The organism is Ruegeria sp. L12 (assembly GCF_056531745.1).
This window is the reverse complement of record NZ_JBQFMH010000003.1, coordinates 379,562-392,311: the sequence shown is the minus strand read 5'-3', so window position 1 is coordinate 392,311 and position 12,750 is coordinate 379,562. Positions and strand designations below refer to the sequence as shown.

General features: G+C 60.4%; 13 protein-coding genes. 1 reads left to right on the top strand and 12 read right to left on the bottom strand.

What is annotated here, in order from left to right; all coding sequences use genetic code 11:
• The 10 genes from ACR0K9_RS07355 to ACR0K9_RS07310 form a co-directional block, all read right to left on the bottom strand.
• The gene (locus tag ACR0K9_RS07355) at window positions 1-603 is read right to left on the bottom strand and encodes an NADH-quinone oxidoreductase subunit C (RefSeq protein WP_480821945.1); all 603 of its coding nucleotides are present in this window, start codon (window positions 601-603) and stop codon (window positions 1-3) included.
• 11 nt (window positions 604-614) lie between these two features.
• Window positions 615-1,148: a NuoB/complex I 20 kDa subunit family protein gene (locus tag ACR0K9_RS07350; protein WP_010442777.1), complete on the bottom strand. Its 534-nt coding sequence runs from the start codon at window positions 1,146-1,148 to the stop codon at window positions 615-617.
• Entirely contained in the window at window positions 1,139-1,504 is a 366-nt protein-coding gene (locus ACR0K9_RS07345; RefSeq protein WP_170325678.1) for an NADH-quinone oxidoreductase subunit A, read from the bottom strand. The genes ACR0K9_RS07350 and ACR0K9_RS07345 overlap by 10 nt, the downstream gene beginning before the upstream one ends.
• A gap of 187 nt (window positions 1,505-1,691) precedes the next feature.
• Entirely contained in the window at window positions 1,692-2,480 is a 789-nt protein-coding gene (locus ACR0K9_RS07340) for a crotonase/enoyl-CoA hydratase family protein (protein WP_480821943.1), read from the bottom strand.
• Between the two features lie 3 nt (window positions 2,481-2,483).
• Window positions 2,484-3,338, bottom strand: coding sequence for a hydroxymethylglutaryl-CoA lyase (locus tag ACR0K9_RS07335; RefSeq protein ID WP_480821941.1), 855 nt, complete (start codon window positions 3,336-3,338; stop codon window positions 2,484-2,486).
• A 74-nt stretch (window positions 3,339-3,412) separates the two neighbouring features.
• The gene (locus tag ACR0K9_RS07330) at window positions 3,413-5,341 is read right to left on the bottom strand and encodes an acetyl/propionyl/methylcrotonyl-CoA carboxylase subunit alpha (protein WP_480821939.1); all 1,929 of its coding nucleotides are present in this window, start codon (window positions 5,339-5,341) and stop codon (window positions 3,413-3,415) included.
• A 3-nt stretch (window positions 5,342-5,344) separates the two neighbouring features.
• On the bottom strand, window positions 5,345-5,767 hold the full coding sequence (locus tag ACR0K9_RS07325) for an ASCH domain-containing protein (RefSeq protein ID WP_480821937.1): 423 nt from the start codon (window positions 5,765-5,767) through the stop codon (window positions 5,345-5,347).
• Between the two features lies 1 nt (window position 5,768).
• Window positions 5,769-7,376 (bottom strand): carboxyl transferase domain-containing protein, encoded by a 1,608-nt coding sequence (locus tag ACR0K9_RS07320; protein WP_480821935.1) that lies wholly within the window; start codon window positions 7,374-7,376, stop codon window positions 5,769-5,771.
• 2 nt (window positions 7,377-7,378) lie between these two features.
• The gene (locus ACR0K9_RS07315; RefSeq protein ID WP_480821933.1) at window positions 7,379-7,918 is read right to left on the bottom strand and encodes a hypothetical protein; all 540 of its coding nucleotides are present in this window, start codon (window positions 7,916-7,918) and stop codon (window positions 7,379-7,381) included.
• Window positions 7,915-9,441 (bottom strand): AMP-binding protein, encoded by a 1,527-nt coding sequence (locus ACR0K9_RS07310; protein ID WP_480821931.1) that lies wholly within the window; start codon window positions 9,439-9,441, stop codon window positions 7,915-7,917. Before ACR0K9_RS07310 ends, ACR0K9_RS07315 begins: the two co-directional genes overlap by 4 nt.
• A gap of 136 nt (window positions 9,442-9,577) precedes the next feature.
• On the opposite strand from ACR0K9_RS07310, the gene ACR0K9_RS07305 reads away from it, so the two are divergent.
• Window positions 9,578-10,183: an OmpW/AlkL family protein gene (locus ACR0K9_RS07305; protein WP_480821929.1), complete on the top strand. Its 606-nt coding sequence runs from the start codon at window positions 9,578-9,580 to the stop codon at window positions 10,181-10,183.
• A 48-nt stretch (window positions 10,184-10,231) separates the two neighbouring features.
• On the opposite strand, the gene ACR0K9_RS07300 is transcribed toward ACR0K9_RS07305, so the two are convergent.
• Both ACR0K9_RS07300 and ACR0K9_RS07295 read right to left on the bottom strand, forming a co-directional pair.
• Window positions 10,232-11,395 (bottom strand): isovaleryl-CoA dehydrogenase, encoded by a 1,164-nt coding sequence (locus ACR0K9_RS07300; protein ID WP_480529919.1) that lies wholly within the window; start codon window positions 11,393-11,395, stop codon window positions 10,232-10,234.
• 161 nt (window positions 11,396-11,556) lie between these two features.
• On the bottom strand, window positions 11,557-12,747 hold the full coding sequence (locus ACR0K9_RS07295) for a DegT/DnrJ/EryC1/StrS family aminotransferase (protein ID WP_480821927.1): 1,191 nt from the start codon (window positions 12,745-12,747) through the stop codon (window positions 11,557-11,559).
• Between the last annotated feature and the right edge of the window lie 3 nt (window positions 12,748-12,750).

Sequence of the window (12,750 nt, the reverse complement as noted above, 5' to 3'; positions counted from 1 at the left end):
TTACGACTCCTGTTTCTCATCCCCCGGAAGAATGTAGTTGGCACCTTCCCACGGGGACATGAAATCGAACTGACGGTATTCCTGCACCAGACTGACCGGTTCGTAGACCACGCGCTTTTGCGCCTCGTCATAGCGGACCTCTGTGTAACCGGTGGTCGGGAAATCCTTGCGCAGCGGATAACCCCGGAACCCATAGTCGGTCAGGATGCGCCGCAGGTCCGGATGGCCCGAGAACAGGATGCCGAACATGTCGAACACCTCACGCTCGAACCAGTTGGCCGAGGGGTGGACGTCCACGATCGAGGGCACCATGTCCTCCTCGCGGATCGAAACCCGCAGGCGGATACGCTGGTTCTGGTACATCGACAGGAAGTGATAGACCACGTCGAACCGCTTGGCCCGTTCGGGGTAGTCGACGCCGGTGATGTCCACGAGGGTCGAAAACTTGCAGTTCTGATCGTTCCGCAGAAACTCGACGAATTCTACCAGATTCGAAGGCGCCACATCGACATTCAGCTCGCCATGGGTCACGTCCCAAGACAGAACGCAATCGGCCCGTTTTAGTTCCAGCTGCGCGCCGAGTTCCTTGAGTGCTTCGCTCATCCCCACTCTCCTCAGCGTACAATCGTGCCGGTACGGCGGATTTTGCGTTGCAGTTGCATCAGACCGTACAGCAATGCCTCGGCGGTCGGAGGGCAGCCGGGCACGTAAATATCCACCGGCACAACGCGGTCACAGCCGCGTACGACGGAATAGGAATAGTGATAGTAGCCGCCGCCATTCGCGCAGGAGCCCATCGAGATCACGTAACGCGGCTCGGGCATCTGGTCGTAGACCTTGCGCAGTGCGGGGGCCATTTTGTTGGTCAACGTACCGGCCACGATCATCACATCCGACTGACGCGGGGAGGCACGCGGCGCGATACCGAACCTTTCCGCATCATAGCGCGGCATCGAGGTGTGCATCATCTCAACCGCGCAGCAGGCGAGACCGAATGTCATCCAGTGTAGTGAACCGGTGCGGGCCCAGTTGATGATGTCTTCGGTCGATGTCAGCAAGAATCCCTTGTCCTGCAGCTCGGCATTCAGGGCCTGGGTGGCGACTTCCTTGTCGACGCCGGCGGTGTTTGCACCCGTCATCACTCCCATTCCAGGGCCCCCTTCTTCCATTCATAGGCAAAGCCGATGGTCAGCACCGCCAGGAACACCATCATGGACCAGAACCCGACATCGCTGATGTCTTTGAAGCCCACGGCCCAGGGAAACAGGAAGGCGATTTCCAGATCGAAGATGATGAAGAGAATCGAGACCAGATAGAATCGGACATCGAATTTCATCCGCGCGTCATCGAAGGCGTTGAAGCCACATTCATATGCGCTGACTTTTTCCGGGTCGGGATTGCGGACGGCCAATACAACAGCGGCAAGAATCAAGACGATTCCAAGGCCTACGGCAACGGCCAGAAACACCAGAATCGGGAGGTACTCCCGCAGCAGGTCTTCCACGTATAGCTCCTTTCCTGCGCAAACCCCAAAGGGACGCACGGTCAATTGGCGTGTTGACTGGACATTCTCTATCCGTGCGGGGTCAGAGGGTCAACCGAACACAGACGCGCAGAGAGCTATTATTGCGCTTGCTTTCCCAACAAGCGGCGCTGACGTTGCATCCCAGCCGAGAGTCGCGGCAATCGGGCTAAACCTGTTTATTCCATATAGGTTTTCGCTTGTCGAAGAACGCGGCGATTCCCTCGCGCGCCTCATCGGTTTCCCAACGCGCGACCAGCCCGCGAATGGTCTGGTCGATCACGGCATCGTCAATAGATGGCCCCAGCGACCGGATCAGTTCCTTGGCCGAGGCGACAGCTCCGGGCGCGCAGGAGAGATAGGGCAGCACCTCGGCCTCAACCGCATCCGCCAGAGCGTCGGCGGGCACTGTCCGGGCCAGCAGACCCAGCTCGACCGCTTCCGCCGCATCAAACAGGCGAGCCGACATAAAGACCCGTCGTGCCCGCGCCTCACCCATGCGGGCGATGACATAGGGGCCGATGGTGGCCGGGATCAGACCCAGACGGGTTTCGGTCAGGCCCATCTTCAGGCTCTCTACCCCGATCGCCACATCGCAGACCGATGCCATACCGACACCGCCGCCAAACGCATTGCCCTGTAATGCTCCGATCAAGGGCTTGGGCAGGGTGTTCAGTGCATTCAGCATCTCGGCCAGCTTGCGCGCTTCGACAAAGCGCGTCTCGGGGTCGGCCGCCATCTGCGCCTGCATCCAGCTCAGATCGCCACCGGCGCAGAAACTTTTGCCCGAAGCGGCCAGAACCACCACCCGCACCGCCTCATCATTGGCCAGTTGCCCGGCGGCCTGCGTCAGTTCGGCAATCATCTGCGCCGACAGCGCGTTGTGCTTTTCAGGACGATCCAGCGTGAGTGTTGCGACGCCACGCGCGTCTGTATTCAGTGTAATGGTCTCGAACATTTCCTATTCCGCCCGCATTGCCCGCGCCATGTCTGCCGCCTGTTCCAAAACAGACGCATCCAGACCGGTCTCATATCCCAACCGCTCCAGATGTGCGGCTACGGCTTCGGTCGCGACATTACCCGCAGCGCCCTGCGCATAAGGGCAACCGCCCAGCCCCCCCACGGCGGCATCGAATACCCGCACACCCAGCGCCAGCGAGGCATCGATATTGTCAATCGCCCGCCCGTTGGTATCGTGGAAATGCCCCGCAAGCCGGGTAACCGGCACCCGTTCACGCACCGCCAACAGCATATGGGCGATCTTGTCCGGGGTCCCCTGCCCAATCGTATCCCCCAGCGAAATCTCATAGCAGCCGTGGGCAAACAGGGCATCCGCCACCTCGGCCACTTTTTCGGGCGGGGTTGGGCCGTCATAAGGGCAATCCGTCACGCAGGAGACATAGCCCCGGACCGGCAGATCGATATGCCGCGCCGCTTCGAGAATGGGCACAAACCGTTCGATGGATTCAGCAATCGTCGCATTGATATTCGCCTTCGAGAACCCCTCGGATGCCGACGCAAACACCGCAATCTCATCCGCCTTTGCCGCCAAGGCGTCCTCATACCCGCGCATATTCGGCGTCAGCGCTGCGTAACGCACGCCGTCGGCCCGCGTGATCCCGGCCAGAACATCACCGCTGCCCGCCATTTGCGGCACCCATTTGGGAGAGACAAAGCTGGCAACCTCGATCCGATTGAACCCGGCCCGGCTGAGGCAATCGACCAGCGCCACTTTCTCGGCCACCGGAATCTCGCGTTGTTCGTTCTGCAACCCATCGCGCGGCCCGACCTCGAATATCTCGACCCGTTCTTTCATCAGCGCATCCCTTCCCGGTTTCTTCTTGTTTCAAATACGGATGACTGTGCCACGCAATTCACTGTCCGAACAGATCAATCCTCGGCCAGCCGAACCAGCGCCGCCCCGGCCTCGACCTGAGCGCCTGCTTCGGCCAACACCTCGGCCACCACGCCATCGCGCGCGGCCAGCAGCGAGTGTTCCATCTTCATAGCTTCCAGAATGGCCAGACGGTCGCCTTCCTCCACCTCCTGCCCAGCCGAGGCAAAGACGGCCTTGACCAAACCGGGCATCGGCGCCTCGATCACGTTGGTGTCGCCCGCCGCACTGGCATCGCGGTCCAGAGGGTCCACGACCTCGAACACCTGCCCGTAATCGTCGAACACGGTGACCTGAGGTCCTGCGATGACAACGTTGGGCATGGGCTTTTCATCGATGGTCCAACTACCGAGGTGCTGTGCGACGAGTTGCGTACCGTCAACCTCCCAAACCTGCCGATCCGGGCCTTCGACCTGTACATCCAGATCAACAGTCTCTCCGTTCCGCAGCAACTGCACCGCGCGATGTAACGGAGCCCAGAGGGTAAAGCCTGTTTCAGAATTTGCGTCTGCCAGACCCAGCGCGGTCATCGCCGCAGCCACCGCTGACGCATGACCAGTGTCAGCCGACTGTACCAAATCCTCAAGGTCGCGCCCGATCAGCCCGGTATCCACATCGCCCGACGCAAACCCGCTGTGACGCGTCAAGGCGCCAAGGAATGCAAGGTTGGTCACCGTCCCGGCAACCTCGGTGCGGCGCAAGACGCGGTGCAGGCTTTCCAAAGCGACCGCGCGTGTCGGGCCATGCACCACGACCTTGGCAATCATCGGATCATACCACGGGCTGATGGTATCCCCGGCCCGCACACCACTATCGGCGCGACATTCCTGCGGGAAATGCAGATGGGTCAGAGTACCCGTCGCGGGCAAAAAGCCCTTGGGTACGTCCTCGGCATAAAGCCGCGCTTCGAAGGAATGCCCGTTGATCGACAAATCATCCTGCTGTTTCGGCAGGCTTTCGCCCGCCGCCACCCGCAGCTGCCATTCCACCAGATCGACACCGGTGATTGCCTCAGTCACCGGGTGTTCGACCTGCAGGCGCGTGTTCATCTCCATGAACCAGAACCGATCCGGTCGCAGCCCGTCCGAGGCATCGACGATGAACTCAACCGTCCCCGCGCCTTTATACCCGATGGCCTCAGCCGCGCGCACGCCCGCCTGCCCCATCGCTTCGCGCATTTCAGCGGTCATGCCGGGGGCCGGAGCCTCTTCGATCACTTTCTGATGCCGCCGCTGGAGCGAGCAATCGCGTTCGAACAGATGCACCGCATGGGTGCCATCGCCGAACACCTGCACCTCGATATGGCGGGGCTTGGCGACAAACTTCTCAACCAGCACCGCGTCGTTGCCAAAGGCAGTCTTCGCCTCACCGCGCGCACTGTCCAATGCGGCCGAGAAGTCTTCGGGTTTCTCGACCAGCCGCATCCCCTTACCGCCACCGCCCGCAACGGCCTTGATCAGAACAGGGTAGCCGATGGTATCGGCCGCGCCCGACAGATGTTCCGGGTCCTGATTGTCCCCATGATAGCCGGGCACTACGGGAACCCCCGCCTGCTCCATCAACACCTTGGCGGCGTCCTTCAGGCCCATCTTGCGGATCGCATCCGCCGAAGGGCCAATAAAGGTCAGCCCCGCAGCCTCAACCGCATCCACAAAATCCGGATTCTCGGACAGAAAGCCATAGCCGGGATGGATCGCCTGCGCGCCCATACTCAGCGCGGCCTGAATGATCACATCGCCCTTGAGATAGCTCTCAGCCGGGGCCGCACCACCGATATGAACAGCTTCATCCGCCATCTGCACATGCTTTGCCGACTTATCCGCATCGGAATAAACCGCGACGCAAGAGACACCCATTTTCTGAGCGGTTTCCATGACCCGACAGGCAATCTCGCCCCGGTTGGCAATCAGGATTTTGTTGAACATAGCTTACCCCTCAACCGCCAGATCTTCGACAAGGTGAAACCGTTCGCAGAGCAACTCCATCTCGGGATCGAATCCGCCATTTCGCTCGAAATACCGGCGGTGATCCTCGCGCCATCCTTCGAGTGTCTCATTCTCGCCTTCGGCCAACGCAAAATCCTCGGTCACATCGCAATAGCGGCGGGTAGAGACCTCGACAGTTTCAATCACCAAGGCCGGGCGATCATCCCAATCCAGTGCAATATCCCGCCGCCCAACGACCGGCGTATCAGCGCTACCTTCCGGATAGTCGCGCAATGCTCCGCAAGTTGCAGTTTTCTTCCCTGCGCGTACCAAATCCAACAGCTCGGCGCTCAGCACAGCATTGTCGCCGAACTTGAAAGTTTGCGCGCCCGGATAGCGGGTTTTCAGTTGTTCCAGTCCGCTCATCTTACATCCTGAACACGCCGAAGCGTGTCTCCTCAATCGGGGCATTCAGCGCAGCACTCAGCGACAGGGCCAACACATCGCGGCTTTTGCGCGGATCGATGATGCCGTCATCCCACAACCGTGCCGAGGCATAGAGCGGGTGCGACTGCTCCTCGAACATCTCCAGCGTTGGACGTTTGAATTCGGCCTCTTCCTCGGCCGACCATGTACCGCCCTGCCGTTCAATCCCGTCGCGCTTGACGGTGGCCAGCACGCCCGCAGCCTGCTCGCCCCCCATCACCGAAATGCGCGAATTCGGCCATGTCCACAGGAACCGAGGCTGATAGGCGCGCCCCGCCATGCCATAGTTCCCGGCCCCGAAGGACCCGCCCACCAACATGGTAATCTTGGGCACCGAAGTCGTCGCGACCGCCGTCACCATCTTGGCCCCGTGCCGCGCGATACCTTCGTTTTCGTATTTGCGGCCAACCATGAACCCGGTGATGTTCTGCAGGAACACCAGCGGCGTTTTGCGCTGCGAACACAGTTCCACGTAATGCGCGCCCTTCTGCGCCGCCTCGGAAAACAGCACCCCATTATTGGCGATGATGCCCACCGGACACCCTTTGACATGGGCAAAACCGGTCACCAGCGTCTCGCCGAACCGGGGTTTAAATTCATCGAAGCGCGAGCCATCGACCAGCCGCGCAATCACCTCACGGATGTCATACGGCGTGCGCAGGTCGGCCGGGACAACGCCCAGAATTTCCTCGGGATCATAAGCGGGTTCTTCCGATGCCTCGAACCGTAGGCCGGGCTTCAGCCAGGCACCGCCTAACGACCCCACAGCCCGTCGCGCCAGCGCCAGCGCGTGGGCATCATCCTCGGCCAGATAATCCGCCACACCGGACAGGCGCGTGTGCACGTCACCGCCGCCCAGATCCTCGGCACTCACCACCTCTCCGGTCGCGGCCTTGACCAGAGGCGGCCCGGCCAGAAAGATTGTCCCCTGATCGCGCACGATAATGGTCACATCCGACATCGCGGGCACATAGGCCCCACCCGCCGTACAGGACCCCATCACCACGGCAATCTGAGCGATCCCCTTCGCGCTCATCCGCGCTTGGTTATAGAAGATGCGGCCAAAGTGGTCGCGGTCAGGGAAGACCTCATCCTGATTGGGCAGGTTGGCGCCGCCGCTGTCGACCAGATAGATGCAGGGCAGATGGTTTTCCTCGGCAATTTCCTGCGCGCGCAGGTGTTTCTTGACCGTCATCGGATAGTAAGTACCACCCTTCACGGTGGCATCGTTGCACACCACCATAACCTCGCGCCCCTGAACCCGGCCAATGCCCGCGATCACCCCGGCACAGGGTGCTGCATCGCCATACATCCCATGCGCCGCCGTCGCGCCGATTTCAAGGAACGGAGACCCCGGGTCGAGCAGGTTCGCCACCCGACGACGCGGCAGCATCTTGCCCCGCGATTCATGCCGCGCGCGGGATTTCTCACCTCCGCCCATGCGGGCGGCTTCAGCGGCGGCAGAGATTTGGGACAGCGCGTCGAGATGAGCCGCGCGGTTTGCCTTGAAGCCCTCAGAGGTGGGCATGGCTTTGGATGTGAGTTTCATGTCTAAAGCACCTGTTTTTCTTCTTCGCGTTCAGTCGCGCGTTGGAGAATTCTCAGCGTGAGCCAGCCAGCCAATGCGTCCGCATAGCCACAAGCATCCTGCTCGGAGACACCTTCGATCTGAATATCGTCACAATCAGCTATCGCTGGTGCAAATTGTGCTAATATTTCATTGTCGAATATTATCTTTGCATCTCTTATTACGTCCTGCGCCGCAGGAGGATCTTCGTAACCAAGACGGTTTGTTTCTGGGATTTGAGACCACTCCGAAATCGTTTTGTCGCGCATCCACTTTGACACCACCAAAACGCATCTTTCGACCTCAGCACTTGGGTCCGCCAACGTGCACATCCTGTGGCTTTGGCCGACACATTCCACATCCATAGGAAGCGCATAGTCGACATTTGGAACAAGATCAGTGCAGGCTCGCAAAAATGCGACTGTATCAAACCTTTCGGGGGCAGCTGTCTCGGCTTGTGTTGCCAAGCTAACTGCACCCAGCGTAGTCGCCAAAATTAAGAAGCTTCTCAATTCGAATATCACTTGTTCAACTCCCCCGCCGCCCGCGCCTTCAATTCCTTCCGGATCACCTTCCCCGTCACCGTCATCGGCAGTTCCTCCAAAAACGCCACCTCACGCGGATAGGAGTACTGCGCCAGACGGTCCTTGACCCAATCCTGCAATTCCTGCTCCGACGCTTCGACTTCCGGTTTCAAAACCACATAGGCCTTCACGATCTCTGTCCTAAGCGGGTCAGGTTTGCCGACCACGCCCACTGTCGCCACCGCCGGGTGGGTCAGCAGGCAATCCTCGATCTCGGCGGGTCCAATGCGATAGCCAGCCGATGTGATCACATCATCATCGCGGCCAACGAAGCGCAGATAGTTGCCCTCCCACACGCCGCGGTCTCCGGTGATCAGCCAATCGCCCCGGAACTTCTCAGCGGTCGCTTGCGGATTGTTCCAGTATTCCAGCAGCATCGAGGCCGAGCCGCGCCGGATGGCCACATCGCCCTCGTCGTCAGACAACTGACCATCCTCATCGATCACTGCCATCTCATGCCCCGGCACCGGTTTGCCGATACAGCCGGGTTGCACGGGAAAGTCCTGAGCGCAGGAGGACACAACCATGTTGCATTCTGTCTGGCCGTAGAACTCGTTGATTGTCAGGCCAAACGCCTGCCGCCCCCAAGCCAGCATCTCGGCCCCCAGCGGCTCACCACCCGATGCAACCGAGCGCAGGCCGGGGATCGCCTGATCCGCCGCCTTGAGCATCCGCAATGCCGTCGGCGGGAAGAATACGTTGCGCACACCGCCGCGCGTGATCACATCAGCGCAGGCCTCGGGCGAAAACTTGTCCAGCCGCGCCGCGACAACGGGTATGCCCAGCGCCAGCCCCGGCATCAGCACATCGAACAGCCCGCCGATCCAGGCCCAATCCGCAGGCGTCCACAGGCAGTCACCGTCGCGCAGATGATTGTGGCTGATCGACACGCCGGGCAGATGGCCAGTCAACACCCGATGCCCGTGCAACGCGCCCTTGGGGCTGCCGGTGGTGCCCGAGGTATAGATCAGTACCGCAGGATCCTCGGGACCAGTATCCGCGAAGGGCACCGGGTCGCCCTCCTGTCCGATCTGATCTGCCAGCAAAGGTCGGGCAAGCTCGCCGACCAACGCTGCGCCCTCGGCATCCGTCAGAACAATTCGCGCGCCCGCATCGCCGATGCGAGAGGCCAAAGCATCCCGTTTGAACAGTTTGAACAACGGCACCGAAATCGCACCGATCTTCCAGATCGCCAGATGGGCTGCCGCACACCACGGCGACTGGCTGAGCAATACCCCTACCCGATCCCCTGGTCGGATCTGTCCCAGCAGCGCCCGCGCAATACTGTCCACCTGCCCCGCAAGCGCACCAAAGGTGACAGGTTCAGCGCGCTGGCCAGTCAGATCGATGAGCGCCACGCGGTCGCTGAGCTGCGCCAGACACTGCCGCGCCATGTTCAGCCTGTCAGGGATGTCCCAGCCGCCATCTGGGCGCAAACCCGGTATGCACTCAGTGGAAAGCACGCTGGTTTTCCCTTGTTTTACGGGGCTTTGCATCACCACCTGAACCAATTGACAGGCCCGAGATTTGATACAGATCAGAGTCCTTGAATTCTTCCCGGTTCAAAACTGTGGCATTAACAGAACCAAAGGCATGAATATGACCAGAAAACTCGCCGCTTTGACCCTGTCTACCGCCCTTGTTGCACTTGCAGCGCCGGCCGTTGCTCAAACGCAGGGCGATTGGACGCTTGGCATCGGTGTTGGCTATGTCGATCCTAAATCCGACAACGGCACGCTGGATGGCGCGAGCGCCAGTATCGGCTCGAGCACCCGCCCGATCTTCACCGCCGAGTATTTCGTGCGCGACAATCTGGGTATCGAATTGCTGGCCTCGACACCGTTCAAGCACGATATTACCCTCGCTGGCAGCTTTGACGCGGGCAGCGTCAAGCAACTGCCGCCGACCTTGTCGCTGAACTATCACTTCCCCACCAACAGCGCCTGGAAACCCTATGTTGGCGCGGGTCTGAACTATACCATCTTCTTCGACGAAGATTCTCCGATCGACGGCCTGAAAGTCGACGATTCCTTCGGTGTTTCGCTGCAAGCGGGGCTTGACTATCAGATTACCGAAAAAGGGGCCGTGCGTCTGAACGTGCGCTGGTTCGATATCGACGCGGATGTCTCGGTGAACGGCACCAAAATCGGCACCGCCGAAGTCGATCCGTTCCTGGTTGGCCTGTCCTACGTGCATCAGTTCTGATCCTTTGAAAGATGCCCCGCAGTTCGTTGAATCGCGGGGCGTTTTCCTTCACAGCATTTCGTTCATCATTTCCCGACCGATCAGCATCCGGCGAATTTCACTGGTGCCCGCACCGATCTCCATCAACTTGGCATCGCGGAAGATGCGGCTGACCGGAGAATCCGACAGGAACCCGGCCCCGCCCAGCGCCTGCACAGCCTGATGCGCCTGCACCATCGCCTGCTCGGACGCATAAAGACAACACGCCGCCGCATCCTGCCGCGTCACATCCCCCCGGTCACACGCCTTGGCAACCTCATAGACATAAGCCCGGGCCGAGTTCATCGCGGTGTACATGTCCGCGATCTTGCCCTGCATCAGTTGGAACGACCCGATGGGTTTGCCGAACTGCTTGCGCTCGGCCAGATAGGGCATGACCTCGTCCAGACAGGCGGCCATGATGCCGGTGCCGATCCCGGCCAGAACCACCCGCTCATAATCCAGCCCTGACATCAGAACGGCGACACCCCGCCCCTCTTCGCCCAGCACGTTTTCAAACGGCACTTCGACATCTTCAAAGATCAGTTCGGCCGTGTTCGATCCCCGCATCCCAAGCTTGTCGAAATGGGGCGATGTGGAAAAACCCTTCATCTCTTTCTCGATCAGAAAGGCGGTGATGCCCTTCGACCCCGCCTCCGGGTCGGTCTTGGCGTAAACGACCAGAGTATCCGCGTCTGGCCCGTTGGTGATCCAGTATTTGTTCCCGTTCAGCCGGTAATGATCATTGCGCTTTTCAGCGCGCAGCTTCATCGACACCACATCCGAACCGGCCGAGGGCTCGGACATGGCCAGCGCCCCCACATGATCGCCCGAGATCAGCCGCGGCAAATACTTCTGCTTCTGCTCATCCGTGCCGTTCAGCTTGATCTGGTTCACACACAGATTCGAATGCGCCCCATAAGACAGCGATACCGAGGCCGAGGCCCGCGCCACCTCTTCCACGGCGATGGTGTGCGCCAGATAGGACATCCCCGCACCGCCATACTCTTCAGGCACGGTGACACCCAGCAGGCCAAGCTCTCCCATCTCTTTCCACAGCTCGTTTGGGAAGGCGTTGGACTTGTCGACCTCCGCCGCCATCGGCTTCACGCGCTCCTGTGCCCAGCGATGCACCATTTCACGCAGGGCGTTCACGTCCTCGCCCAGATCAAATTGCATTGTGGCCATAAACATGCAGGGCTCCTCCAACCGCGTTAATGAACAAGTGTTCAATAAGCAGATAGCAGCGATTCCGCCTCCGGTCAACGATGCGTGTGGGCAACGCAAAACGCCGCCCTGCATGGGGCGGCGTTTTCCAAAGAATCGAGCGTACGCTGAAAGCGCACTCCGCTGGGTTACGACTGATGGACCGCGCTCACCTCGGCTCGGATGATCCGCGCGATCAGGCGGCAATCCTCCAGCGAAAACGTCAGCGGAACGCGCATATCCATGATCCCGGCCAGAATCCGGTCACTTTCTGGCATCGGCACACTGTCCGCATAGCGCCAGCTGTCATAGCGCGAGGTGAAACCCGAAGGCTCTGCCCCACCAAACCACTTCAACTCGACCCCGCGCGCGGCGCAGCGGCGGATCACCTCGGCAATACGCTCCGGCGTCCAATCCAACAACAGAAACTGGATCGAAGACCCGACATAGGTTTCCTCAGCCGGACGCTCTACCACCGTCAGACCCGGCGTTTCTCGCAATCCGCGCTCGATCTCGTCATAGCGTTCGTTCCAGCGCGCGACCTGCCGGTCCAGATCCCGCAATTGTGGTCTCAGGATTGCCGCGCGCAGGTTGTCCATACGACCCGAAACATTGGGCGTAGTGTATTTGATCTGCTCGAACACCTGCGGTTCCGGCGCTGCAAGATGGCGTTCATACAGCATATACGACCCGGATAGCATAGTCGCCTTCGCCGCCAGTTCCGGGTCATCCGTGACCAGCAGCCCACCCTCACCGGAATTCACATGCTTATAGGTCTGACATGAGTAACACCCCACAGCCCCCTGACGCCCCGAAAGCTGCCCCCGCCAGGCCGCGCCCATCGTATGCGCGCAATCCTCGATCACGATCACACCCGCCGCGTCGCACATCTGCATCAGTCGATCCATGTCACACAGATGCCCGCGCATATGGCTGAGCATCAGGACCTTTGCCTGCCCCAGTTTGGCTTGAAGATCATTCAGATCGATGGTCAGCGCCTCGGTCACGCCAACAAAGACCGGCTTCGCCCCGACCGAAGCAATCGCCCCGGGGACCGGAGCCAGCGTGAACGCGTTGGTCAGAACCGGATCGCCCGGCCCGACCCCGACCGCCCGCAGCGCAGTCGCCAGCGCATACCCCCCCGACGACACCGCCAGGCAGAATTTCGCCCCCATCTGAGCGGCAAATTCCTGCTCCAGCAAAGCGGTCTCGCCAAGCTCGTCGGGTGCGACGTTATAGCGATGCAGGCGCCCGTGGCGCATCACGGCCAATGCGGCCTCGATCGCCTCTTCGGGAATGGGTTCCTGTTGGGTGAAACTGCCAGTGAATGTCTCGGTCATGGA